This is a genomic window from Serratia nematodiphila DZ0503SBS1 (assembly GCF_000738675.1).
Classification (GTDB): domain Bacteria; phylum Pseudomonadota; class Gammaproteobacteria; order Enterobacterales; family Enterobacteriaceae; genus Serratia; species Serratia nematodiphila.
The window spans coordinates 3,915,768-3,941,416 of the sequence record NZ_JPUX01000001.1; the positions used below are offsets into that span (position 1 = coordinate 3,915,768).

At 61.1% G+C, this 25,649-nt stretch carries 24 protein-coding genes; 15 read left to right on the top strand and 9 right to left on the bottom strand.

Annotation, left to right across the window (positions count from 1 at the left end; genetic code table 11):
• Positions 1-131: 131 nt before the first annotated feature.
• The 10 genes from yebS to JL05_RS18100 all read left to right on the top strand — a co-directional run bounded on the left by yebS (position 132) and on the right by JL05_RS18100 (position 11,996).
• Positions 132-1,379, top strand: a complete 1,248-nt coding sequence (yebS, locus tag JL05_RS18055; RefSeq protein ID WP_033633664.1) for a membrane integrity lipid transport subunit YebS — start codon at positions 132-134, stop codon at positions 1,377-1,379.
• A complete protein-coding gene (locus JL05_RS18060) occupies positions 1,348-3,978 on the top strand; it encodes a PqiB family protein (RefSeq protein WP_033633665.1) in 2,631 nt (876 codons plus the stop codon). Before yebS ends, JL05_RS18060 begins: the two co-directional genes overlap by 32 nt.
• Before the next feature lie 102 nt (positions 3,979-4,080).
• Positions 4,081-5,517 carry a 16S rRNA (cytosine(1407)-C(5))-methyltransferase RsmF gene (rsmF, locus tag JL05_RS18065; protein WP_033633238.1) on the top strand — a complete coding sequence of 479 codons (1,437 nt, stop codon included), beginning with the start codon at positions 4,081-4,083 and terminating at the stop codon, positions 5,515-5,517.
• Positions 5,518-5,791: 274 nt separating this feature from the next.
• A complete protein-coding gene (locus JL05_RS18070; protein WP_015377665.1) occupies positions 5,792-6,331 on the top strand; it encodes a Csu type fimbrial protein in 540 nt (179 codons plus the stop codon).
• Between the two features lie 2 nt (positions 6,332-6,333).
• Positions 6,334-6,837: a Csu type fimbrial protein gene (locus tag JL05_RS18075; protein WP_033633239.1), complete on the top strand. Its 504-nt coding sequence runs from the start codon at positions 6,334-6,336 to the stop codon at positions 6,835-6,837.
• 5 nt (positions 6,838-6,842) lie between these two features.
• A complete protein-coding gene (locus JL05_RS18080; RefSeq protein WP_162837984.1) occupies positions 6,843-7,391 on the top strand; it encodes a Csu type fimbrial protein in 549 nt (182 codons plus the stop codon).
• A 24-nt stretch (positions 7,392-7,415) separates the two neighbouring features.
• Positions 7,416-8,180 carry a fimbrial biogenesis chaperone gene (locus JL05_RS18085; RefSeq protein WP_033633241.1) on the top strand — a complete coding sequence of 255 codons (765 nt, stop codon included), beginning with the start codon at positions 7,416-7,418 and terminating at the stop codon, positions 8,178-8,180.
• Positions 8,181-8,247: 67 nt separating this feature from the next.
• Positions 8,248-10,668 carry a fimbria/pilus outer membrane usher protein gene (locus tag JL05_RS18090; protein WP_174435784.1) on the top strand — a complete coding sequence of 807 codons (2,421 nt, stop codon included), beginning with the start codon at positions 8,248-8,250 and terminating at the stop codon, positions 10,666-10,668.
• A 20-nt stretch (positions 10,669-10,688) separates the two neighbouring features.
• Positions 10,689-11,621, top strand: coding sequence for a Csu type fimbrial protein (locus JL05_RS18095; RefSeq protein ID WP_004931514.1), 933 nt, complete (start codon positions 10,689-10,691; stop codon positions 11,619-11,621).
• Between the two features lie 135 nt (positions 11,622-11,756).
• Positions 11,757-11,996 (top strand): DUF1480 family protein, encoded by a 240-nt coding sequence (locus JL05_RS18100; RefSeq protein WP_004931517.1) that lies wholly within the window; start codon positions 11,757-11,759, stop codon positions 11,994-11,996.
• 55 nt (positions 11,997-12,051) lie between these two features.
• Here the strand turns inward: JL05_RS18100 and JL05_RS18105 are convergent, their stop codons facing one another.
• Positions 12,052-12,651 carry a C39 family peptidase gene (locus JL05_RS18105; protein WP_033633242.1) on the bottom strand — a complete coding sequence of 200 codons (600 nt, stop codon included), beginning with the start codon at positions 12,649-12,651 and terminating at the stop codon, positions 12,052-12,054.
• A gap of 4 nt (positions 12,652-12,655) precedes the next feature.
• Entirely contained in the window at positions 12,656-13,048 is a 393-nt protein-coding gene (locus JL05_RS18110; protein ID WP_033633243.1) for an ASCH domain-containing protein, read from the bottom strand.
• A 339-nt stretch (positions 13,049-13,387) separates the two neighbouring features.
• Here JL05_RS18110 and yniD point away from each other — a divergent pair, with 339 nt between their 5' ends.
• Complete coding sequence (gene yniD / locus JL05_RS25790; RefSeq protein ID WP_021505513.1) at positions 13,388-13,480, top strand: small membrane protein YniD; 93 nt, start codon at positions 13,388-13,390, stop codon at positions 13,478-13,480.
• Between the two features lie 36 nt (positions 13,481-13,516).
• Here yniD and JL05_RS25605 read toward each other — a convergent pair whose 3' ends face one another.
• On the bottom strand, positions 13,517-13,669 hold the full coding sequence (locus JL05_RS25605; protein WP_004931524.1) for a hypothetical protein: 153 nt from the start codon (positions 13,667-13,669) through the stop codon (positions 13,517-13,519).
• Positions 13,670-13,826: 157 nt separating this feature from the next.
• On the opposite strand from JL05_RS25605, the gene JL05_RS18115 reads away from it, so the two are divergent.
• Positions 13,827-14,036: a hypothetical protein gene (locus JL05_RS18115; RefSeq protein WP_004931526.1), complete on the top strand. Its 210-nt coding sequence runs from the start codon at positions 13,827-13,829 to the stop codon at positions 14,034-14,036.
• A 147-nt stretch (positions 14,037-14,183) separates the two neighbouring features.
• On the opposite strand, the gene JL05_RS18120 is transcribed toward JL05_RS18115, so the two are convergent.
• Positions 14,184-15,602, bottom strand: coding sequence for a serralysin family metalloprotease (locus tag JL05_RS18120; RefSeq protein ID WP_033633244.1), 1,419 nt, complete (start codon positions 15,600-15,602; stop codon positions 14,184-14,186).
• 333 nt (positions 15,603-15,935) lie between these two features.
• The gene (locus JL05_RS18125; RefSeq protein WP_015377657.1) at positions 15,936-17,279 is read right to left on the bottom strand and encodes a 2-hydroxycarboxylate transporter family protein; all 1,344 of its coding nucleotides are present in this window, start codon (positions 17,277-17,279) and stop codon (positions 15,936-15,938) included.
• Between the two features lie 432 nt (positions 17,280-17,711).
• Here JL05_RS18125 and pckA point away from each other — a divergent pair, with 432 nt between their 5' ends.
• Positions 17,712-19,331: a phosphoenolpyruvate carboxykinase (ATP) gene (gene pckA / locus JL05_RS18130; protein ID WP_015377656.1), complete on the top strand. Its 1,620-nt coding sequence runs from the start codon at positions 17,712-17,714 to the stop codon at positions 19,329-19,331.
• A gap of 64 nt (positions 19,332-19,395) precedes the next feature.
• Here the strand turns inward: pckA and JL05_RS18135 are convergent, their stop codons facing one another.
• The 3 genes from JL05_RS18135 to JL05_RS18145 form a co-directional block, all read right to left on the bottom strand.
• Positions 19,396-20,418, bottom strand: coding sequence for an alcohol dehydrogenase catalytic domain-containing protein (locus tag JL05_RS18135; RefSeq protein ID WP_099032637.1), 1,023 nt, complete (start codon positions 20,416-20,418; stop codon positions 19,396-19,398).
• Positions 20,419-20,585: 167 nt separating this feature from the next.
• Positions 20,586-21,497, bottom strand: a complete 912-nt coding sequence (locus tag JL05_RS18140; protein ID WP_033633246.1) for a LysR family transcriptional regulator — start codon at positions 21,495-21,497, stop codon at positions 20,586-20,588.
• A gap of 60 nt (positions 21,498-21,557) precedes the next feature.
• Positions 21,558-22,223 (bottom strand): TetR/AcrR family transcriptional regulator, encoded by a 666-nt coding sequence (locus JL05_RS18145; RefSeq protein ID WP_033633247.1) that lies wholly within the window; start codon positions 22,221-22,223, stop codon positions 21,558-21,560.
• A gap of 93 nt (positions 22,224-22,316) precedes the next feature.
• Between JL05_RS18145 and JL05_RS18150 the strand changes: the two genes are divergently transcribed.
• Together JL05_RS18150 and JL05_RS18155 are read left to right on the top strand one after the other, a co-directional pair.
• Entirely contained in the window at positions 22,317-23,015 is a 699-nt protein-coding gene (locus JL05_RS18150) for a DAPG hydrolase family protein (RefSeq protein ID WP_004941325.1), read from the top strand.
• 93 nt (positions 23,016-23,108) lie between these two features.
• A complete protein-coding gene (locus JL05_RS18155; protein WP_033633248.1) occupies positions 23,109-24,413 on the top strand; it encodes an MFS transporter in 1,305 nt (434 codons plus the stop codon).
• A gap of 5 nt (positions 24,414-24,418) precedes the next feature.
• Here the strand turns inward: JL05_RS18155 and JL05_RS18160 are convergent, their stop codons facing one another.
• Complete coding sequence (locus tag JL05_RS18160; protein WP_033633249.1) at positions 24,419-25,648, bottom strand: MFS transporter; 1,230 nt, start codon at positions 25,646-25,648, stop codon at positions 24,419-24,421.
• Between the last annotated feature and the right edge of the window lies 1 nt (position 25,649).

Sequence of the window (25,649 nt, forward strand, 5' to 3'; positions counted from 1 at the left end):
GTATGTTTGCCGCTCAGAATCCCGGTTTACCTCGTTTTACCGTCCGGCGCCCGATCGCCGGTGACGCGGCCGGTTTATTTTTCAGCTACGCTGACAGTTCCGGCGGGCTCAAGGGCAGCTACTTGTCAAAAATGAAAATACACGCGATCACCGCCCCCCTTTCCAAAGCGCGCCACCAACGCTGCTGCGAGTGCGACCTGCTGTTCATGCTGCCGCCGCTCAGCGGCAATCAGGCCGCTTATTGCCCGCGCTGCAACGCCAAGGTGGTGCACGGCCGCGACTGGTCGATGACGCGTCTGACCGCCATGGCGATCACCATGCTGCTGCTGATGCCGTTCGCCTTCACCGAACCGCTGATCAGCATCCGCCTGCTCGGCACGCGCATCGACGCCAGTTTGCTGGAGGGCATCTGGCAGATGAGCCGCCAGGGCGATCCGCTCACCGCCAGCATGGTGGCGTTTTGCACCATCGGCGCCCCGCTGACGCTGGCGCTGTCGTTGCTGTACCTGCGCTTCGGCCACGCGCTCGGCATGAACCTGCGCCCGGTGCTGCTGATGCTGGAGCGGCTCAAAGAGTGGGTGATGCTGGACATTTATCTGATCGGCATGGCGGTGGCGGCGATCAAGGTGCAGGATTACGCCGACATCCAGGCGGGCAGCGCGCTGATCGCCTACCTGTCGCTCACCCTGCTCAGCATCCTGACGCTGATCCACGCTAACCTGGAGCAGCTGTGGGAGCGTTACTATCCGCAGGAACAGCCGGAAGGCCCGCCGGCGGCGCTGCATATTTGCCTGTCCTGCCACTATACCGGCTACCCTGACGCGCGCGGCCGCTGCCCGCGCTGCCATGTGCCGATGTGCCACCGCCAGCCCTACAGCCTGCAGAAAACCTGGGCGGCGCTGATCGCGGCGATGATCCTGCTGATACCGGCCAACCTGCTGCCGATTTCCATCATTTACGCCAACGGCGTGCGGATGGAAGACACCATCTTCTCCGGCGTGGTCTCACTGGCCACCTCCGGCAATGTGCCGATCGCCGCCATCGTGTTCATCGCCAGCGTGCTGGTGCCTTTTACCAAGGTGATCGTGCTGATCACGCTGTTGCTGAGCATCCACCTCAAAACCTCGCACAGCCTGAAGACACGCATTCGTCTGCTGCGTCTGGTCACCTGGATCGGCCGCTGGTCGATGCTCGATCTGTTCGTTATCGCCTTGATGATGTCGCTGGTAAACCGCGACCAGCTGTTATCTTTTACTATGGGACCGGCCGCGTTTTACTTTGGCTCGGCGGTCATTTTGACTATTCTTGCCGTTGAGTGGCTCGATAGCCGATTGATTTGGGATGCACATGCAACAGGAAACGCCGACTACACCGACTGAAGCGCGGGTCAAGAACAAACGCCGCATTTCACCGTTCTGGTTACTGCCGTTCATCGCCCTGCTGATCGCCGGGTGGCTGGTCTATAACAATGTCCAGGAACGCGGCACCACCGTCACCATCGATTTCCAATCGGCGGCGGGCATCGTCGCCGGCCGCACGCCAGTGCGCTACCAGGGCGTTGAGGTCGGCACGGTGCAAAAAATCAGTCTGAGCAAAGATCTGCGCAGCATCGTGGTGGAAGCCAGTATCAAAAGCGATCTGGAAGACTCGCTGCGCGAAGGTACCCAGTTCTGGCTGGTGACGCCCAAGGCCTCGCTGGCCGGGGTATCCGGGCTCGATGCGCTGGTCGGCGGCAACTATATCGGCATGATGCCCGGCAGCGGCAAGGAGCAAACCCACTTCACCGCGCTCGATACCCAGCCGAAGTACCGCCTGAACACCGGCGAGCTGATGATTCACCTGCACGCCGACGACCTGGGTTCGCTCAACAGTGGCTCGCTGGTCTATTACCGTAAAATCCCGGTCGGCAAGGTGTATGACTACACCATCAGCGAAGGCAACAAGGGCGTGACCATCGACGTGCTGATCGACCGCCGCTTCGCCAACCTGGTGAAGAGCAACAGCCGCTTCTGGAACGTTTCCGGCTTCAAGGGCGATTTCAGCCTGTCCGGTGCCACGGTGCAGATGGAGAGCCTGGCGGCGCTGGTCAACGGCGCCATTGCCTTCGATTCTCCTGCCGATGGCCAGCAGGCCAAGGGCGATCAGAGCTATACCCTTTACCCGGACCTGGCCCACAGCCAGCGCGGCGTCAATATTCTGCTGGATCTGCCGAGCGGCAACAATTTGAGTGAAAACCGCACGCCGCTGATGTACCAGGGGCTGCAGGTCGGCACCCTGACCAAACTGACGTTGCAACAGGACAGCAAGGTCATCGGTGAACTGACCATCGATCCTTCGGTGGTCGATCTGATGCGCAGCGGCACCCGCATCGTGATGCGCAGCCCGCGCATCAGCCTCAACGACGCCAAGCTCAGCCAACTGCTGACCGGCACCACGCTGGAACTGGTGCCGGGTGAAGGCGAACCGCAGCAGCGCTTCAACGTGCTGGACAGCAGCGAAACGCTGTTGCAACAGCCGGGCGTGTTGACCGTCACGCTGACGGCGCCGCAAAGCTACGGCATCGACGTCGGGCAGCCGCTGGTGGTGCACGGCGTGAAAGTCGGCCAAATCCTGAGCCGCACCTTGACCGCCGGCGGCGTGGTGTTCACCGCCGCCATCGATGCGCAATATCGCGGCCTGCTGCACAAAGACAGTAAATTCGTGGTCAACAGCCGCCTCGACGTCAAGCTGGGCATCGACGGCATGGAAGTGCTCGGCGCCAGCGCGCAGGAGTGGGTAGACGGCGGCGTGCGCATTATCCCCGGCAGCAAAGGGGAGCCTGGCGGCCAGTACCCGCTGTACGCCAACAGCGAAAAAGCCGAGGAAGGCATCGTCGGCAACGCCCCCGCCACCACCCTGACCCTCAGCGCTACCAGCCTGCCGGACGTGCAGGCCGGCTCAGTGGTGCTGTATCGTAAATTCCAGGTGGGCGAGATCGTCAATGTTCGGCCGAAGGCCAACGAGTTTGAGGTGGATGTCTACATCAGCCCGGAATACCGCAAGCTGCTGACGCGCGAAAGCATCTTCTGGGCCGAAGGCGGCGCCAAGGTGCAGCTCAACGGCAGCGGCCTGACGGTGCAGGCTTCGCCGCTCAACCGCGCGCTGAAAGGCGCCATCAGCTTCGATAATCTACAGGGCGTGACGCTGAACAAAGGCGCCAACCGCGTGCTGTACGCCAGCGAAACCGCCGCCCGCGCGGTGGGCAGCCAAATCACGCTGAAAACCTACGACGCCAGCAAGCTGTCGGCGGGTATGCCGCTGCGCTACCTCGGCATCGACGTCGGCCAGGTAGAGTCGTTGCAGCTGGCGCCGGAGCGCAACGAAGTGTTGGCCAAGGCGGTGCTGTATCCGGAATACGTGCAGACCTTCGCGCGTCTCGGCAGCCGCTTCTCGATCGTCTCGCCGGAGATCTCCGCCGCCGGCGTCAGCAACCTCGACACCCTGCTTCAGCCTTATATCAACGTGGAGCCGGGGCGCGGCCGCGAGCTGCGCACCTTCGAGCTGCAGCAGGCCAGCATCACCGACTCGCGCTATCTGGACGGCCTGAGCGTGGTGCTCGACGCCGCCGAAACCGGCTCGCTGCAGATCGGCACGCCGGTGCTGTTCCGCGGCGTGGAGGTCGGCACCATCACCGGTTTCTACCTTGGCGCCATGTCCGACCGGGTGCACGTCGCGCTGCGCATCAGCAAGAAGTATCAGCATCTGGTGCGCAACAACAGCGTGTTCTGGCTGGCGTCGGGTTACAACCTGCAGTTCGGCCTGACCGGCGGCGTGATCAAGAGCGGCACCTTCCAGCAGTTCATCCGCGGCGGTATCGCCTTCGCCACCCCGCCGACTATTCCGCTGGCACCGAAAGCGACGCCGAACAAGCACTTCCTGCTGAATCCGGAAGAGCCGAAGGACTGGAAAACCTGGGGCACCGCCATTCCGCGCGATTAACTTTCGCGTTTCCCTCAGGGCCCGGCAACGTCGGGCTCTGTTTTTTTCCGCTTTGTGATAAACTCTCGCCCTTGTCTTTATTGCACCCTGAGAGTTCGCCCCGTGGCCAAATCCACCGCCGTTTTTCTGCCCCCCGCTTTCCTTGACGCCACCCGCGCCATCATGCCCGCCGAGCTGGCGATGGAAGATTTTATCGCCGCCTGTCAGCGCCCGCTGCGCCGCAGTCTGCGCGTCAACACGCTGAAAATCAGCGTCGCCGACTTCCTAGTGCTGGTGCAGGATTACGACTGGCGACTGGAGCCCATTCCCTGGTGCGCGGAAGGGTTCTGGATCGAACGTGACGATGAGGAACTGCGCCTCGGCAGCGCCGCCGAACACCTGAGCGGCCTGTTTTACATTCAGGAGGCCAGTTCGATGCTGCCGGTCAGCGCGCTGTTCGCCGGCGCCGCGGCGCCGAATCGCGTGCTGGACGTGGCGGCGGCGCCAGGATCCAAAACTACCCAGATCGCCGCGTTGATGGGCAACCAGGGCGGCATCGTCGCCAACGAATACTCCGCCAGCCGGGTGAAAGTGCTGCACGCCAATATCAGCCGCTGCGGCGTGAAGAACACCGCGCTGACCCACTTCGACGGCCGGGTGTTCGGTGCCGCGCTGCCGGAGAGCTTCGACGCCATTCTGCTCGATGCCCCCTGCTCCGGCGAAGGCGTGGTACGCAAGGATCCGGACGCCATGAGCAACTGGTCGCCGGACAGCGTCGCCGAAATCGCCGCCACCCAACGCGAGCTGATCGACAGCGCGTTCCATGCGCTGGCGCCGGGCGGCGTGATGGTTTACTCCACCTGTACCCTCAATGCGCAGGAAAATCAGCAGGTGGTGCGTTGGCTGCTGGACACCTACGGCGACGCGGTCAGCGTCGAGCCGCTGGGTTCGCTGTTCCCCGGCGCCGACAAGGCATTGACCGCCGAAGGTTTTCTGCACGTCTTCCCGCAGATTTACGACAGCGAAGGCTTTTTCGTCGCCCGTCTGCGCAAACAGCACGCCGTGGCACCGTTGGCGAAGCCGACCTATAAAGTCGGTAAGTTTCCGTTCAGCCCGCTGTCCGGCAAAGAGACGGCGCTGGTCGCCCAAGCCGCCGCCGCATCCGGCTTAACCTGGGGCGATGACAGCCGGCTGTGGGAGCGCGATAAGGAAATCTGGCTGTTCCCGGCCGAGCTGGAGCCGCTGTTCGGCAAGGTGCGCTTCTCGCGCATCGGTCTCAAGCTGGCGGAGCGTTTCCCGAAAGGTTTCCGTTGGCAGCACGAAGCGGCGATCGCCCTCGCGGGCGCCGGCGGCAAACAGCATTTCGAGCTGGACGCCGCGCTGGCCCAGGAGTGGTATCACGGCCGCGATCTCTATCCGCAGCAGCCACCGGCGGGCGACGAGTGCATCGTCACCTATCAGGGGCAACCTCTGGGCATCGCCAAGCGCATTGGCAGCCGTATCAAGAATAACCTGCCGCGCGAGCTGGTGCGGGATGGCGCACTGGATTTCCACCTGTAAACAATACCGCGCCGGGGAATGAAACTCCCCGGCGATAAAATAACGCTAATAATATTCCCATCGCCGTTCGTTATTATTCTAATCATTTCACTTTATCGGCATACCTCGCCTGAAAGCCCCGCCAGCCGGGGAATGAGAATAAAAAGTTTCTCGTTTTCATCAAGACAATTCCCGATTCTTATTCTATTAATTAAAGTGCAGCTAAATGAATACGTTCAACCCACCTCTGGGTGGCGTCTTTGCGGGCTTTCTCTCATACGGCAAGGAATATAAGATGAAAAAAACTCTGATGGCATTGACCTCGGTAGCAACCCTGCTGTGCGCCAACGGCGCGGCTAACGCAGCAGGCACCATTCAAGGCACGTTAGGCGTGACGCTGACCATCGGCGCCGGTTGCGTCGTGGGAGGCGGCAACAGCAGCGGTTCCGTCAACGACTTCGGCTCTATCAGCTTCGGCACTTACTCTTCACTGGCCAACATCATCGACGCCAGCGCCACCGGCGCAGGGGGGGCCGGTACGCTGTCATTGACCTGCACCACCGGCACAGACTACACGGTGGCGCTGGACAACGGGCTCCACGTCACTTCAGGCACCCAACGCCGCATGGCCAGCACGGCAGGCGCATTCATCAGTTATAACCTGTACCAGGATGCCGCACGCACCACCGCCTGGGGCAGCGGCGCCAACGCGCGAACCGGCACCGGCACCGGCGCCGCCGTTCCGCTGATCGTCTATGGCCGCGTACCGGCGGCCGGATCTACCCCGGCGGCGGACACCTATAACGACACCGTCACGATGACGGTCACCTGGTAACGGTGCGGCGCGCGCTTTGCTGCTGCGGATTATGGGCGTGCAGCCTGTTGGCGCAGGCCGACAGTAAAACCGCGACCCTCGGCGTCAGCGCGACCTTGCTCAGCGCCTGTGAGGCCGGCAGCAGCTCAGGTGGCAACGTCAGCTTCGGCACGCTGAATTTCGGCACGCTGTATTTTCTCAGCACCGCAACCAGCGTCGCCGGGCAGCAAAACGCCGGCGCCATTCGGGTGAAATGCACCAACGGCACCAGCTACAGCGTTCTGCTTGGCGGCGGGCAAAGCGGCAATACCGCTGCCCGCTACCTGCAAAGCGCGGCAGGCCAACGGGTGAATTACAACCTGTACACCAACGCCGCCCACAGCACCATTTGGGATAATCTGACGGGCGTGTCACAAACCGCCAACGGTACGGACAACTGGCTGCCGGTCTATGGCATGATCCCGGCGCAGTCCACACCCCCGACAGGCAGCTACACCGATACGGTACAGGTCACGATCAATTGGTAATGACGATGCGCGCTTCCATTTGCGGTTTGCTGTTCTGCCTGCCGCTCTCCCCGGCCCAAAGCGATACCGGCGTCAACGATTTGACCAAAAGCCAGCCGTTCACCGTCAATGCAACCGTGGTAAAAGGCTGCGTATTGGGCAGCGGCGTCAGTGACGTGACCACCTTCGGCACCCTGAACTTCGGCCAGTTGTCCTCGCTGAGCAACGCAGTCAGCATCGTCTCCAGCAGCGGTGCCGGTTCGGTGCTGTTTCGCTGCAACCCGGGGCTGAGCGTTACGCTGGCCCTCGGCGTCGGCAATCACGTGACCGGATCCATCGCCGGCGGCAGAAAATTACAAAATGCCGTCACGGCGGAAACGCTGCTGTATCAACTTTATCAAGACAGCAACTACGCCACCCTTTGGGGAGATGGCGCCAACGGCGGTGCGGCGCAGACCGTCGCCGCCACCGGCAGCACGCAAGAAATCAAGGTTTACGCCCGTCTGTTTTCGACCAGTACCCTGCCCACCAGTGGCGTTTACAGCGATACGGTCTTGTTGACGGTCACTTATTAAGTTTTTTGCAATAAGGATTGAGTTATGCGCATACCCTTCCGACTGCCGTTAACGGCAGCCTTGCTCCTGGCAAGCCAACAGCACGCCCTGGCCGCGGCTTCCATTCTCATTTGGCCGATCGATCCGGTGATTGAAGATCAACAGCAGGCCACCGCGCTGTGGCTGGAAAATCGCGACAGCAAACCGGTCTATATGCAAATTCGCGTGCTGGGTTGGCAGCAAACCGCCAGCAAAGACGATTACAGCAACCAAAGCGACGTGATCGCCAGCCCGCCGGTGGCGTCGATAGCGCCAGGCAAACGCCAACTGATACGCCTGATCAAACAGTCGGCCCCGGCGGCGGGACAGGAGCGCGCCTACCGCATTTTGGTCGATGAAGTGCCGGTGAAAGAACCAGCGTCGAGCGCCGCTCCCGGCGGCGCGGAGATGGGGCTGAAATTCCAGATGCGCTACTCGGTGCCGCTGTTCGTCAGCGGCAAAGGCATTTGGACCAAACAGGACAGCGAAAAACCGCGCGATTACGCGACCGCCAGCCAACCCCAGCTCAGCTATCGTCTACAGCAGCAAAGCAGCGAACGCTGGCTGGAGGTGCGAAACCAAGGCGCAGTGCATGCCCGTATCTCGAAAGTGACGCTGCAAGGCCGCAGCCTGAATCCTGGCCTGATGGGATACGTGCTGCCCGGTTCACAGATGCGCTTCGCCTTGCCGCCCGCAGGCGCTTTCAGCAGCGGCAAGCTGATGGCCACGGTCAATGACAACAAACAGCCCGTAGTCATTCCGTCTTATTGAGGCCCAGGTGCAGCCGACAGGGAGGCTATCGACGCGGCGCTTCAGCCTTAAGCCGCTGGCGTTTGCCATGCTGAGCATGGCGGCCGGCGGCTGGCTGCCGTTTGCGCTCGGCGACGATCTGCCGCCGCCGCCCAGCGCCGTCAGCATGCCGGACACCACGCTGTATCTGGAGCCGGTCGTCAACGGGCGCCAAACCGGCAACGTCGTGCCGGTCAACTACCGCGGCGGCCATTACTACATGACACCCCAACAACTGCTCGACGCCGGGCTGCCGGTAGCGGATAAACAGGCGAAAGAAATCGCCGTCGATCGGCTGGAGAAGGTGGATGTCAGCTACAGCGGCGAGAGCCAGCAGTTGCTGATCAACGTGCCCAACGACTGGTTGCCGCAGCAAACCATCAGCGCCCGTTCACCGTTGCAGCGCTTGCCGGCGCAAAGCAGCCTCGGTTTGCTGTTCAACTACGACATCTACGCCAGCCAAAGCAACGGCAATGGCCGGCCGGGCTACCTGTCGGCGTGGAGCGAACAGCGCCTGTTCGACGGGTTCGGCGTCGTCGCCAACACCGGCATCTACCGCAGCGGGTTTAACGGCGGGCCAAACGACGATGGCGGTCGCTATATTCGGTACGACAGCTACTGGCGTTTCAACGATGATCAACGGATGCTGAGTGTGATCGCCGGTGACCTTACCACCGGCTCGCTCCCCTGGAGCAGCGCCGTGCGCATCGGCGGCTTGCAATTGGCGCGCAATTTCGCGGTGCGCCCGGATCTTATCACCTACCCGTTGCCGCAGTTTTCCGGCCAGGCGGCATTGCCCAGCAGCGTCGATTTATACATCAACAGCTATAAAAACAGCACCACCAACATTAATCCCGGGCCGTTTACCCTCAACAGCGTGCCCTACATTAACGGCGCGGGTCAGGCCACCGTCGTCACCACCGACGCCCTCGGCCGCCAGGTCAGCACCACGGTACCGTTCTACGTGGCCAGCAACCTGCTGCAGACCGGCATGAGCGATTTCAGCATTTCCACCGGCTTGCTGCGACGCAACTACGGGTTGAATTCTGCCGATTACGGGCAATGGGTAGGCAGCGCCAGTTTACGTTACGGCGTCACTGATTGGTTAACCCTGGAAGGGCGCGCCGAAGGCGCAGCCGAGTTGGCGGTCGGCGGCGGCGGCGCCGACATTCGCGTCGGACAATGGGGGGTTCTCAACGCGTCCTACAGCGTCAGCCAGGCCAGCGACGACGCGTTTAACGGCGGCCGGCCGATACCATCCCCCGCCTATTATGACCCGCTGACCGGCAGGCCGTTGCAGCAGCCAGATCCTCAGCCCGTCTATCGCTACACCGGCAACCACGGCGATCAGAGCAGCTTTGGCTACACCTACAGCAACCCACGTTTCAGCCTCAACGCGCAACGCATCCTGCGCAGCGCCGATTTTGGCGACATTTCCGTGTATAAAAGCGACTACCGTCTGAGCCGTCGCACCGATCAGTTGACCGGCAGCGTCAGCCTGGGCCGGCTAGGCAGCCTCGGCGCCGGTTATTTTGACGTTCGCGACGCCATCGCTCAACGGACCCGCCTGGTGAACCTGTCCTACAGTGTGTCGCTTTGGCGCAACAGCAGCCTGTACGCCTCCCTCAACCGGGAAATCGGCAGCAGCGGTTACAGCGCCCAACTGCAGCTCTCCATTCCGTTTGACAGCTGGGGCACGGCCAGCCTCAGCGCCGCGCGCGACAACAACAACCGCTGGAGCGAACGCGTCAGCTACAGCCGCGCCGCGCCGACCGATGGCGGTTTCGGCTGGAATCTGGCCTACGCCAATAACCCGAGCGGCGGCGATTACCGCCAGGCGGATCTGACCTGGCGAACCCGCAGACTCGAAGCCCGAGCGGGCGTATACGGCACCCGCGATGAAACCAACCACTGGGGCGAAATCAGCGGTTCGCTGGTGGCGATGAACGGCGGCGTATACGCCACCAACACCATCAACGATGCCTTTGCGCTGGTGTCCACGCAAGGATACGCCGACATTCCGGTGAGCTATGAGAACCAGCCGATCGGCAAGACCGATGCCCAGGGCTATTTACTGGTGCCTACCGTCACCTCTTACTACCATGCGAAATTCCAGATTGATCCGCTTAGCCTGCCCGCCGACGTCGCGCTGCCGACGGTGGAAAAAACCGTCGCCATTCGCGATCACAGCGGTTTTCTGGTTGAGTTCCCCATCCAACCCATCTCCGCCGCCGACGTCGAACTGGTTGACGAGCAAGGCAAACCGCTAGCCAACGGCAGCCAGGTGGCGGTGGTTGGCGGCAATCAGCAAAGCTATGTCGGTTGGGACGGCATGACCTATATCGACCCGGTGCAACAACACAATCGTCTGAGCGTGATCCCGGCCGACGGCAGCCCGCCGTGTCAGGCGGAATTCAGTCTGGCGAAGCCTCAGGGCATCCAGCGCGTCGGCCCGGTTGTCTGCCGCTAATTCAACGACGGAGAGTCACTATGTTTCGGGGATTGAAAGCCTTATTGCTAACCCTCTCGCTGCTGCTCTGTCAGCGCGCATTCGCCGACTGCGCCACCACCAACGGCACCGTCACCTTACCGGGAAGCAGCTCTTTCGTGGTCTACAACGGGCAGATTAACGCCCAGGGCACTGCCGGCCTCAACTGCACCGGGCTTGGGCTCAGTTTGCTGTCGCAAAACACCGTCACGGTTAAAATCGCCTCCACCACCAACAATATGGCGGTTGCCAACACCGACGGTTCCGGCGATAAAATCGCTTACCTGATCTATCCCGACGCCAACTACCAATATCCTTACAGCATCGGCCAAACCATCGACTACAGCTCGCTCAACCTACTGTCGCTGATCCTGATTTCCTCCAACGTCAACTTTCCGCTGTATATCAAAACCACCGCCGGCGCCAACGTGCGCGCAGGAACCTATACCGACAGCATCAACCTGATCTGGAATTACCATATTTGCGGTCTGGGCGTGCTCGGCCTGTGCGTTTGGTGGGACGGCGTCGATAAACCCAGCACGGTCAGCGTCAGCGTCACCATCACCAAAGATTGCCTGATCGGCACCGCGCCCAACGTCAACTTCGGCAGCATGGCGTTGGTCGGGCAGTTCAATCCTGTCAATCAGAGCATCACCCTGACCTGCACCAAAACCGAGGGATACAACACCTATTTCACCAACGGCAATAACCCGGTCACCGGTTGGCGGCGCATGAAAAGCGGCACCAGCAACTTCATGCAGTACCAGATTTACTTGCCTAACACGACGACCGTTTGGGATAGCACCAACAAACAGAGCGGCGCCGGCACCGGGCTGGCGCAAAGCATCCCGTATAAGGCGGCGGTCAATGCGGCGCAGACGGAAGTGGCGGTCGGCAGCTATCAAGACAACCTCAGTTTTGTGGTGGAGTACTAGGCGTTGTGTTTTGCCGGCGTGGAAATTGTTTCCAAAATGTAATTTTTATGTGGCATTTTTTGCTCATTTGGCTATGCTCTTACCGATGACCGAACTGGTCTAACCTCCTACCACACCATTGAGCAAGGAGTTCCCATGAGCAAAACCGTCGTAAAAATTGGCAGCTTCGAGGTCGATGACGCGCATCTTCACGCCGGCGCCGACCGTGCCGGCACCCTGAGCATTCCCTGCAAGTCCGATCCGGATCTGTGCATGCAGCTGGACGGCTGGGATGAACACACCAGCATCCCGGCGATCCTCGACGGCAAACAGTCGCTGCTGTACAAGCAACACTACGATCGGCAGGCGGACGCCTGGGTGATGCGGCTGGCATGATAGTGCATCAGAACGGCTGACAACGCGCTGTTTTCATCGGAAACAGCGCGTTTTTTTATGCGATGGCGATGCCGCGGCCGGCAAAGAAAGCGGCGAAGCGGCTGAGCGGCAGGCATACCCGCTCGCGCGTCGCCGGGCTGTCGCCCGAAGGGTTGTGGAAGGTCACGCTTTGCGCATCGGCGGCGGTGATCAGCACCAGATGCCCGCCCCTGTGCGGCGGTGTGCTCTCCGGCCGGCGAATGGCGGGATGCACCGAAGCGATAAAGTAGCGGCATTCGCTGAGCAGCGCCGGCACGTCGGCAGCTTCCAGCCCCACCTTCACCTCCGCGTGCAGCGCGAACTGCTCGCGCACGTACTCGACGAACGGCGCGTAAATCAGGCCCTTTATCCGTTCACCCTCGCGCACATAGGCGCCGTAGGGCAGGCTGCAGCGCGCCAGTTCCAACAGCGGCGGCGTTTCGCCGTCGCGATGGCCCAGCACCATTTTCAGGCAGGCCATGCCGCACACGTGGTTGGCCCACTCGATGTACTCTGCCCGATCGCGGGCGCCGCTGCGCGCCCAATTTTCGTCTTGTGCCAGCGTCGCGCGGCCGGCTATCAGATCGGCGGCCAACTCCGGGCTCGCCCACTGGCACTCGTAGGGAACGGCGCGCATAAGATTAGAATTTGTCGACGACTTTGAAATTCATCAACACCAGCGTCATGTCCGGCGAGAACAGATCGTACTCTTCGAAGAAGCGCTGCAGCTCTTTGCGCCAATGCGCCAGCGAGCGATCGCCCTCGCCTTCGGCAAAGGCGTGCGTTTCATCGACCTGATCGTAAGTTTTCATTTCCACCGCGGTCAGCTCAACCGCGCAGACCGGTTTCCCCTTGCCGTCCACCACCAGGAACAGATCGCCGGCCTGCGGGATCCCCTCGCCGTCCAGGTTGGAACAGGTGGCCGTTTTGGTGCCATTGAGGATCAATTGCACCACTTCATCGGCCTGCTGCTCGGTATCGCCGAATGCCCAACGCTCAAGGTGTTCGTATTTCTGTGGAATTGCCGTCGCCATGATTATACCTTTTGGAAAAATGCCTCAATGCAGACAGGATAGTACAACGTATTGCCGGCCGTCTGCATCCGTCGCAGGCGCGACTGCGCGTTCCGCCACCGCCACCTTTACGCGTTTTTACCGTTCTTCGCTGTGCCTGTCGCGCGGCGGGGGGCATACTGTGAACATTATTCACCCAATGGCGTCCGCCAGGCGGTAACATGCGGCAAAATGACATCGATGCTGACGATACGTTCAGCGACTTACTCAACGGCGTCGCGTTAGTGACGCTTTTCCTCATCCTCCTCGCCGGCGGGTGGTATTTCAGCTAAAAGGGAGGACAGCGTGGCAACAAAGCGCATGGGCAATAAGCTCGGTAAAATGGTGGTGGTGCTGCTGCTGATCTGCCTAGCGCTGCTGCTGTTGCGTTGGGCGGCGATCGCCTTCGGTTGATCCCGCGAAATGACGCCGGCAACGCCGGCGCCCTGTTCACCGCCGCCGTGGCGCGGTCGGCTCCAGCAACTCCCGCAAATAGGCCAAACGCGCCTCCCCCTGAAGCAACCAGCGGCGACACAGCCAATGCTGCGTTTCACCCGTGCGGCTCAGGCGGTAGTACTCCGCCAAGGTTTCGACCCAGTTCATGATGTTTTCTCCTGCTTTTCGACACCGCAAGTATTGAGCGTAAAAACCAGAAGAAATACTGATGGCTTGTTTTTTATATTTCCTGTTTTATGCGGCGGGTAGCGAAGCCGCAGCTCAGCTGCTACATTGGGCAGAAATCAACCAGCCGAGGTAGACCATGACGTTCTCGGAACAGGAGATTAAACCCGTATGGGATGAGGTCGCACGCCTGATCGGCGACGGCGTGATGCAGCTGCGTCATCGCGGCGAAGCGCTGTCGGTGGAAACGCTGGAAAAACATCTGGCGCGGCAGCTGGCGGACAGCAACGATATCGAACGGCGCATCCTGCTCGGCGCCGCCATCAACATGCTGAAAGGCGGAAAATGAATCGCCAACCGAAGAAGGTTGGCGATCCGACAGAAGCCCGAGGTATGCAAGCCCGGCCTTCTGCGCGCTACTATGTCACGCTAATATGACGTAATTAATAGGAATTGTCGGGTTTTTGCCCAAAGTGCCCTATTTTTGTTGTCTGCATCAGGCCAGCACGAAATCACCCGCATCCAGCGGCTGTCCCACCACTTTCACCAGGAAATCGCTGCCGTCAAAGGCGCCGCCCAGGTTGATCGCCACGTCACTGACGTGATTTTGCGCATCGTAGCTCAGCGTCGCCTCGCCCGCCTTGCCGCTGAACTGATCGACGAAGCGAATGCCGTCGGCGCTGCCGGTGTTGAACAGCGTCAGATCGATCTTGTCCTCGCCGCGCACGAAGTCGCGGATCCAATCCGGCGCCGCCGCCGTTGACTCTTCCGCCGCGAAATAGACGAAGGTGTCCTTGCCGGCGCCGCCCCACAGCTGATCCGCCCCCTTACCGCCGTACAACACGTCATCGCCCGCGCCGCCCTTGAGCACGTTATCGGCGGCGTTGCCCACCAGCACATCGTTACCCGACCCGCCGATGGCGTTTTCAATCGTTACGCCGGCAGCGATAGACACGTTGCCTTTCAGGCCGCCGACGTCCGAGAACGCCTTTTCATTCAGGTTGATGCGCTGATTCTGGCCAAAGCCGGAGAAATCGAAGGTGTCGTTGCCGCCGGCGTCCCAGGCGGTGAAGATTATTTTGTCCTGCGCGCCGGTGGCGGTGAGGAAGTCGCGATCGGTGTTGGAATTGAAACCGTAAACCGTATCGCCGGTGCGGGTGGTCATGTTGGCGCCGTAGAAATGCTGGATCGCCGTGATGTCGTTGAGCAACGGCCCGGAAGAGTACGCGCCTTTAAAGTCCTGCCCGGTGTTGCTTTCGCTGAAATAGCTCATCAGGCTGTGCGCGCGGCTGTCCTCAAAGTAGGTCGCGTCTTTAGCGTAGGTGATGCTGACGCCCGGTGCGGCGTTATAGTCGCCCGGGTGCTGCAGCCCCAACGCATGGCCGATTTCATGGGTGAAGGTCTGGCGGCCGTACTCGTTCTCATGGATCTGGTTGTTGACGAAGGTGTGGTTCTTGGCGTTATACCAGGTCTGCCCGGCGACCGAAGGCGAGGTGTCCGGGTTATACGCGAAGGCATAGGAGCCGCGCGAGCTGTAGTCGAACAGGCCGAATTTGATGTTGGCGGCGGCGGTGTTGCTGGTTTCGGTGAAGGTGATGTTAGCCACGTCTGACCATGACTGCAGCGACAGTTTAGCCTGCTCGCGCTGTTCGGCGTTAAAGCTGCTGAAGCCGCTAATGCCCATGCTCGACATGTTGCCCGGCGCCTTTTCCCAGAAGCTGTAGGTCAAAGAGACCGGCGTGTCGGTCACGCTCTTGTCGTGCCAACTGCGATCGCCGCGCACCAGCTCCAGGCCGGCGTTTTCGAACGTTTTCGACGGATGAAGCACGGTAATGGTGTCGTCTTCATCGGGTTTATAAGCGCCCAGCAGGGCTAATACGCCTTCGGCCTTAACGGAAGCATTGCTTGATGACATAACCTTATCTCCATATTCGTCAATTCAATCGGGGGGATGCCCCAACTGGCGGATTGCCTGAACGGCAGCGGCCCGGTGTTGAATCAATACGGGGATATCGGTAATGCGATGGCGCCTTCCCTCGGCACTCTGAATGAGAACGATAATCCCTTAAGAGAAAAGAATAGACACATTTTCACCGATTACAGAATTTTCTTAGATAAAGTACGGCTATGCATTTGCGCCACACGAATGATTTTCAAGGCAATAATCAGCACTATCACGATAAGCGAAAAAAAACGCATAAAAAAACCGGGGCAATCCAACCCCGGTTATCCATAAGATACTCTGGACTCAGACTAACCAACCAAGCAGCAGCGTCGCGCCGATGACCGTGGAAGCGCCGCCGATGCGCGTGGCGATTTGGGCGAACGGCATCAGCCCCATGCGGTTCGACGCCGACAGGATCGCCACGTCACCGGTGCCGCCCAGGCCACTGTGACAACAGGTGACGATCGCCGCTTCCACCGGAAACATCTTCAGGTAAGGCGCAATCAGAAAACTGACCAGCCCCATCGACAGCACTACCGAGCCGCAGACCACCACATAACCGACCGAGAACACCGCCACCACGCTTTCCAGCGGCACGTACAGCATACCCAGACCGATCATCAGCGGCCACACCAGCGCGGTGGAGACGAACTTGTAGAAACTGTGCGCGCCGGTTTCCATCGAAGCCGGGATCACCCGGCAGTACTTGCACAGCACCGCGAACAGGATCATCAGCACCGGGCCGGGAATATGCACGATGTGTTCGAACAGGCCGCCGACGATAAAGAAGGCGCAGATCACCAGCAGCCCGCCGCCCATCAGTTGGAAATCGACGTTGCCGCCTTGCTCCTTGATGGCGAACATCGCGTTCTCCTGCGCCGAACGGATCAGCATGCCGTCGCCGCTCAGCGCCTTGCGCTGCATGCCGATGCGCGCCAGCACCCCGGCGGTCACGATGGCGAAGATGTTGCCCAGCACCGCCGCCGGCGCCAGCTGCGCGACATAGACGTCCGGCGTCGAGCCCAGGATCGCCGAATAGGCCAGCGACAGCGGTAAAATCCCCTCGCCGATGCCGCCGCCGATGATCGGCACGATGATAAAGAAGAAGGTGTGATAGAAGGTAAAGCCGAACAGCTTGCCCACCAGCAGCCCGGTGATCACCGCCGTGATCGTGCCCACCACCAGCGGCACGAACATGCGAATCATCCCCTGGATCAGGATCACCCGGTTCATGCCGAGAATGCTGCCGACCACCAGACTGGCGATGACGAAATAGAGCAGGTTGGCGTCTTTCATCAGCAGATGGACGGTGCCCATGACGTTAGGCTGGAAGACATTGAAATAGACCAGCACCGACGGCACCATCAAACACAGAATGGCCGGCCCGCCGATATCGCGCAGCACGGGAATACTTTTTCCCAACTGCGCCAGCGCGAAGCCCAGCGTCATTATCACCGCCAGGCCGCCGATCATATTCTTCGGCAGGAAGTTGGCGTAGGCGGAAATCGCTACGATCGCGCAAATCGTGATAAACAAGGCGATCGGTACCGCGCCGATATCCATTTGACGAAGTTGATTAATTAACCCTGAGGATTCGGACGATGCCGTATTTTTATCACAGGCCAGTTCTGCATTTATCTGTTTCATTATTCACCCTGCTGACAAGCGTACAGTACGGTTAGATTCACCTGGCGCAAAAACTCTGCCATAGCCAAGCAAAAACAAATGATTACGAAAAATCCTATTGTGGATTTCGCTTTTTCTAATAAGAAATAAAACAGTAGACAGCCCTGACAATATGATAAAAAATAAAAATGCAAAACTAAATTACGCCGGCGAAATTCAATATTGTGACCCTCCGCCAAGGTTGGTTTTAATTAATTATCGTCAGCATTTTGTAATTAAAGTAAGCAGGCTTAAATTCGCTGCTATGCTATAGGAGGGCGAAAAAGCCCCCTGTTTTATTAATAAAGAACCGGAAACGCATTAGCTGAATCCGGTCAGCTTGATCCGAATCTCAATCCTGCGCGCGGCACCGCACGGGAAAGAGGCATAATATGACTCATAAGGAAGTAGAATATGTCTTCACGCGCTGTTACCCCACAAACCCTCGCTCGCTACGGCATCCATCAGGCCGCCGACATCGTCTATAACCCCAGTTATGAATTGCTGTTCGCCGAAGAGACCCGCGCCGACCTGCCGCCGCTGGAGCGCGGCACCCTCACCCAACTGGGCGCGGTCAACGTCGCGACCGGTGAATTTACCGGCCGTTCGCCGAAGGACAAATACATCGTGCGCGACGACACCACGCGCGATACCGTCTGGTGGTCGGACAACGGCACCGGCAAGAACGACAACCAGCCGCTCTCGCCGGAAGTCTGGCAGCATCTAAAGACGCTGGTGGGCAATCAGCTCTCCGGCAAGCGTCTGTTCGTGGTGGACGCGTTCTGCGGCGCCAACGCCGACACGCGTCTGAAAGTGCGCTTCATCACCGAGGTGGCCTGGCAGGCGCACTTCGTGAAAAACATGTTTATCCGCCCGAGCGACGAAGAGCTGGCTGACTTCGAGCCGGACTTCGTGGTGATGAACGGCGCCAAATGCACCAACCCGGACTGGCAGCAGCAAGGGCTGCACTCGGAGAACTTCGTCGCCTTCAATCTGAGCGAGCGCATGCAGCTGATCGGCGGCACCTGGTACGGCGGCGAAATGAAGAAAGGCCTGTTCTCGATCATGAACTATCTGCTGCCGCTGCAGGGCATCGCGTCGATGCACTGCTCGGCCAACGTCGGCGAGCAAGGCGACGTGGCGGTATTCTTCGGCCTGTCCGGCACCGGCAAAACCACCCTCTCCACCGATCCTAAGCGTCAGCTGATCGGCGATGACGAGCACGGCTGGGACGACGACGGCGTGTTCAACTTCGAAGGCGGCTGCTACGCCAAAACCATCAAGCTGTCGCCGCAGGCGGAGCCGGAAATCTATCAGGCGATCCGCCGCGATGCGCTGCTCGAAAACGTCACCGTGCTGGCCGACGGCAGCATCGACTTCGACGACGCCAGCAAAACCGAGAACACCCGCGTCTCTTACCCGATTTATCACATCGAGAACATCGTCAAGCCGGTGTCCAAAGCCGGCCACGCGCGCAAAATCATCTTCCTGACCGCCGACGCCTTCGGCGTGCTGCCACCGGTATCGCGCCTGACGCCGGAGCAGACTCAATACCACTTCCTGTCCGGCTTCACCGCCAAGCTGGCCGGCACCGAACGCGGCATCACCGCGCCGACGCCGACCTTCTCCGCCTGCTTCGGCGCCGCGTTCCTGACGCTGCACCCGACGCAGTACGCCGAAGTGCTGGTGAAACGCATGGAGGCCGCCGGCGCCCAGGCTTACCTGGTGAACACCGGCTGGAACGGCAGCGGCAAACGCATCTCGATCAAAGATACGCGCGGCATCATCGACGCCATCTTGAATGGCGACATTGAGCAGGCCGAGACCTTCACGCTGCCGATCTTCGGGCTGAACGTGCCGACCGCACTGCCGGGCGTCGATCCGTCGATCCTCGATCCGCGCAAAACCTACGCCGACGAATCGCTGTGGCAGGAGAAGGCGCAGGATCTGGCACAGCGCTTTATCGACAACTTCGCCAAATATACCGTCACCCCGGCGGGCGAAAAGTTGGTGAAGGCCGGGCCTAAGCTGTAAAGCAACCAGGGCGCCGCAGCGCCCTTCATACCTGTCTGCAAGGGCCGAACCCTCGGCCCTTTTCTCACGCCGCCGACGGCACGAAAACGCCGCGAAAACGCATGTTGCCAGAGGCAAGCCGCTCATAAGCCTCCGTGGCTTGATCCAGCGTGAAAGTCTCGACCATCGGCTTCACTTTGCCTTTCGCCGCCAGGTTCAGCACCTCACTCAGGTAGTGCTGCCCGCCGTGGGTCGATCCGATCACCCGCTGACGCATCATATGGAACGGCACCCCTTCGGAAGAGATCGCGAACGGTTTACTGAAGTCCAGCCCGCACAGCACCACGCGGCCATCGACCCGCAAGCCGCTCATCGCCTCCTGCGCGGAGTCGAAGTCATTGGTGGTCACCAGCAGAATGTCCGCGCCGCCGTTCTCCCGCAGCGCCTGGCCGGAGGCGACGATGCGATCGGCGCCCAGTTGCTTCGCCAGCGCGTGCTTGTCCGGCGAATGGGTGATGGCAACGGTATCGAAACCGCAGGCTTTCGACAGTTGCAACGCGACGTGCCCCAGCCCGCCAATGCCTAACACCGCCACCGTCTCATGCGGCAGCGGCGCCGCGTCGCGCAGGCCGCTCCAGGTGGTATACCCCGCACACATCATCGGCGCGGCGTCGATGTAAGACAGCCCGTCCGGCAGCAACACCGTGCCTTCAGCGGCGATGGCGATATACTCGGCGTGGCCGCCCTGGGCGGCAAAACCGGTGGTGCGCGGCGCCGGGCAGTTCATCGCCGTTTGCCCGGTTAGCGGCCGATTCTCGCGGCAGTACGGACAGCGGCCGCAGGCCGATTGCACCCAGGTGGTGCCGACGCGATCGCCAATCTGCCGCGTATGCACGCCGGCCCCCACCTCAACCACTTCCCCCACCACTTCATGGCCGGGCGTTTGCGGATAAATATCGCCGCCATATCCTTGCGTCGCCCATACGTCGGTATAACACATGCCCGAGGCGTGCACTTTGACCAGGACCTGCCCCGGTTCCGCCCGGGGCATCGGTACCTGTCTGATTTCCCAGGGCCGATTGGCGCCGGTCATAACCACCGCTTTCATCTTCTTTTCCATCATCAACTCCTCGCAGCAGGGTGGCGCCCGGCGGTTGCCCGGCGTCTCCTCATGAGCGTAAGGCAGGCTCCGCGCCGCAACAATGCAGGCGAACCTCACTGTGGAGATGAAGGCGGCTCACTAATTGGCGTAGCCAAAAGCAGAACGCGAACGCATCAGGACTGCGCCGCGCGCAGATACTCGATCAACGCCTTCAGCGCGCCCGACACGTGGCGATGGCCGGAGTAGTAGAGGCACAGCCCCGGATAAGCCGGACACCACGCGTCCAGCGCGCGCTCCAGACGCCCGTCGTGCAGCGCTTCCAGCGCCAAATGCTCAGGAACGAAAGCGATGCCGATACCGTCGATGGCGGCGTCCACCATCAGAGGCTGATCGGTCAGCGTCAGCGAGCCGGTAACGCCGATCGACTCGCTCACGCCATCACGTTCGAATTCCCAGCGGTAAATCGTGCCGCTGTCGAAGCGAAAGCGGATGCAGTTATGATGCAGCAAATCCTGCGGCGTCGCCGGGCGCCCATGGACGGCGAAATAGCCGGGCGCGGCGATGGCGGCGAAACGTACGGGCGGGCTGACGCGCATCGCGATCATGTCCTGCGGTACGGCTTCCGCCAGCCGAATGCCGGCATCAAACCCCTCGGCGACGATATCGCTCAGCTTGCCGTCGCAAACGATGTCCAGATGGATATGGGGGTACTCGCGCAGGAAATCGGCCAGCAACGGACGCAATACCAGCCTGACTGCCCCTTCGCTGGCGTTGATGCGTACGGTGCCGCTCGGCGTGGCGCGCCATTCATCCACTTCGTGCAGCGCCTGCGAAATAGACGACAGCGCCGGGCGCAGCTGCGCCGCCAAACGCTCACCCGCTTCGGTCGGCGCCACGCTGCGCGTGGTGCGGTTGAACAACCTCACCCCAAGCCGCTGTTCCAGGTTTTTTATCGAGTGGCTGACCGCCGACGGCGTCACCTCCAGCTCCACCGCCGCCGCGTGAAAGCTGCGATGGGTGGCGACGGCCAGAAAAACGGTCAAGGCGAACAGATCGCCCTGTTTGAACGGGTAAGCAGCATTCATGGGGGCATCGCAAAATAGTGACATAAATTGAACAATTAACATGCCACAGATGAATGCGGCTCACAATGCGGCGCAATCCGCGTTTTCGCCGCGCAGCAACCCCGGCATCACCAGCGCCACCGCCGCCGCGATGCGTTCGTCGATCGCGCTGCCTGGCGGCAGCAGCCCCAACGTCATCTGGCGCAGCGGTTCGGCGATGGTCATCGCCAGCAGCAGATCGCTGGTTTGCGCCCAGTCGCGCGCAAGCAACCAGCCGTATTGCTGCTGGCGCCGCAGCCAATCCGCCACCGTCGCTCGCCCGCGCTGAATGCCGTTGCGCTGGTAGCTGTCCAGCAGCGCCTCACGCCCCGGGAAATCGCTCTGCAGCAGCCGAAACATGCCCACCGCTTCGGCGCTCAGCACCTGCTGCGCCACCGCCTTCAGTCCCGTTTCCAACAGCGGCGCAACCGCCTCCCGCCGCCCGGCATCCTGTGCGAAGGCCGGCTGAAACGCCTCGGTCCAGCCGCTCACCGCCTGCGCCACCAGCTCATCGCGATTGGCGGCAAAGCGATACAGGGTTTTTTTAGCTACCCCGGCGCGTTTCGCCACTGCATCCACCGTTGCCGCGGCGTATCCGCCGTCGAGCAGCAGCGCCAGCGTCGCCTGCGTCAGCGCGGCGCGCAGCGCCGTTTCCGGCGTGGCCGGCCGGCCGCGATCGCGCAGCGGTTCTTCATTCGGGTTCGCCATAATTGTTCCTCACAAGCGTTGACAGACTCAGCATAACGACATAGCTTTATTTTGGAAACACATTTAGTTTCCAAAATAAAACAGGAACCCATTATGACACACCCTTCCCTGCTGGCGCCCTGGGGCGTCAACGATATCAACGAGTTGCTCAGGCCCGAGCCGCTGCGGCTGGAAATGGGGCTGAGCCGCAGCGCCGACGGCCTGCTCACCGTAGCGGTTCGAACCGATCTGCACGGTTGTAAAGGGCGCATGCTGGACTGGTGGTTCACCTTCTTCGAGAACACCCAGCACATCAACTGGTGGCACCCGCACGATCACGTCGAACATCGCGGCTGGGATCGCCACTGGAAAAAAGGGGAAAGCTACGTCGGCGCCAGCATCGAAGCGGTCGAATGGCTGGCGGAGCTGCCGCCGGTTGCGGCGCGCCTCAAGTTTCACGCCGCCGAGGACTTCTTCGCGCCGCAGCCGCTGCGCCAGGCGCGCGACGCGCAGGCAATCTCCGCCGCCGTTTGCGCGCGCATCGGCTTCGGCGATCAGGTGGCGTTGGATGACAACGGCGATCCCTGTGACGGCGAGATGCTGCATCTGGTACGTGATACGCCCTATGGGTGCGTGCTGCGCAGCCGCTTCCTGCTAGGTAAAGCCTGCGCCAACGCCCACGACGAACTGGCGGACGACATCGGGTTTAACCTGATGCGCCACTGCTACAACGAGTTCAGCTATCTGGCGCAGTTCCTGCCGTCGCTGTACTACGCCGAAAATGGCCGTGAGCCAGCGCCGTTGCTCTGGTGAATCGCGCCTCACAGTTCCCGCTGAAATCAATTGATTGTTTTGTCGTATAAATTTAGAACAGATGAACAATAATTCAAAAGTATGGGAACGGGGATGAATCAACAGACTCTCGACGCGCGCCGCTCGCGTCAGGCGTTGCTGGCCGGATCGGTCGGCAACTTTATCGAATGGTATGAGTTCGGGGTATACGGTTTTCTGGCCACCGTCATCGCCGCCAATTTTTTCACCCTGCAGGGTGAAAATGAAATCACCAGCCTGATCCTCACCTACGCCGCCTTTGCGCTGGCGTTTTTCTGCCGACCGATCGGCGCGGTGATCTTCGGCCGCATCGGCGATCGCATCGGCCGCCGGCCGACGCTGATTGCGGTTCTGCTGCTGATGACGCTGGCCACCGCGCTGATCGGCGTCATGCCGACCTACGCCTCGATCGGCGTCGCCGCCCCGCTGCTGCTGACGCTGCTGCGCATGTTTCAGGGGTTGTTCGCCGGCGGCGAATTCGGCGGCGCGGTATCACTGATGACCGAGTTTGCTCCCAAGGGCAAGCGCGGGCTGTTCGGCGCCTGGCAATCGCTGACCGTCGCGCTCGGCCTGCTGGCCGGGGCCGGACTGGTGGCGCTGCTGGCCGCGCTGCTCAGCGCACAGCAGTTGCATGACTGGGGCTGGCGTATTCCCTTCCTGCTGGCGCTGCCGATGGGCGCCGTGGCGCTGTGGCTGCGGCTCAAGCTCGAGGAAACGCCCACGTTCACCCAGGCGCAGCAACGTGCGGAACACGCCGCCCCACCGCCGGAAGCGAAGCTGGGCGGCGTGGTGAAAACCATTCTGATCGGCATCGGCCGCATGATGGGTTGGTCGGCCGCCGGTTATACCTTCCTGGTGGTGATGCCTTCCTATTTGCAAACCTCGCTGCACGCCACCTTCCAACAGGCGCTGGTGGCGACGGTGCTGGCCAACGTCGGTTTCGCCCTGACCATTCTGCCGGCGGGCATCATCAGCGACAGGCTGGGACGAAAAACGGTGATGCTGACGGCGGTGACGGCGGTGATCCTGTTCACCTTTCCGCTGTTGCACCTGTTGCAGGATGCGCAAAGTTCACTGTGGGTCAAAGGGCTGGCGGTGATGATCGCCGGCGCCGTGGTCGGCCTGCTGGCCGGTCCCGGCCCGGCGATGCTGGCGGAGATGTTCCCGACCCGGGTGCGCTATACCGGTTTGGGGCTGGCTTACTCACTTTCCAATGCGGTGTTTTCCGGCTCTGCCGGATTGATTATCACCGGCCTCATCAAACAGACCGGCAATATCGATATTCCCGCCTACTACGTGGTCGCCACGTCGGTGGTCAGCCTGTTTGCGCTGATGACGCTGCGCCGTGACGATCACCTGCGTTCGCTGAGCGAACGTTAATCTCGCTACAGGGGGCGACGCCGCCCCCTCAGCGCGGCGCGGCGTTCGGCGCTGAAGCCGCGCTTTGCACTGCCCCAGGCAATGCTCCACCCCACCAGCAACAGGGAAAAAACCATCCAGGGGATGGCGTTAGCGCCGACGTTTGCCAGCAGAATTCCGCCCAACGCGCCGCTGACGGCAAAAGCCAGATTAAAGAAAGTGACCAGCAGCGACTGGGCGAGATCGGCATGCTCACCCGCGGCATCCGCCAGTGATGTCTGCAACAGCGTCGGCGCACCGCCGAAACTCAATCCCCATGCCACCATGCCAACGTAAACCGCCCCGGCGGGCAAACCGTCCACGCCAAACGCCAGCGCCACCAACGCGAAGGCCGCCAGGCTGAACAGCACCAGCGCACGCAGCCAGCGATCCACCCATAAGCCGGTCAGCGCAATGCCCGCAACGGCGGCGATGCCGAACGCCAACAGCGCCAAATCCACCCTGGCCGCCAGGCCGCGCGCGGCAAGATAGGGCGCAAGATAGGTATACAGCGTGTAATGAGCCAGGATCCAACACGCCAATACGGCAAGGATAGGCCGCACGCCGGGAAGACAGAAAACCTCACGCAAATGCGCATTGCCTGGCGTTCGGCGACCGTAAAATTCGGGCAGCGTCAGCCGGATCCACACTAGCAGCAACGCGCTCAAGCTCGCCAGCACGGCAAAAATCCAGCGCCAATCCAACAGTTCGCCAAGCCAGGCGCTCATCGGTACGCCCAACGCCAACGCCAGCGGGATCCCCAGCATGGCGATCGCCATCGCCCGCCCTTGCAATGAGACGATGGCCAGACGGCGCGCGTAACCCGCGAGCAGACTCCACGTCACCCCGGTAGCGATGCCGACCAAAAAGCGCGCCCCCAGCGTCACGCCAAAACAGGGTGACAACGCCGTCACCGCGTTGCAGATCAAAAAGATGCCGATCGCCAACAGCAGCAGTCGGCGACGCGGCCACCCGCCCAGCGCCAACGTCAGCGGGATCGCCGCCGCCCCGGCGCCCAGCGCGCACAACGTCACCATTTGCCCCGCCCACGCCTCGCTGATGCTCATGCCTCGGGCTATCTGCGGCAGCATGCCGGCCGGCACAGTCTCATTAGCGGTCGCGATGAAGCTGCTCATCGTCAGCGCCAGCAATGCTTTCAGCGGCGGCAGCGCGCCATGCGCATTATCGCTATCGGTGGAAACAGAGTGAACATTCATT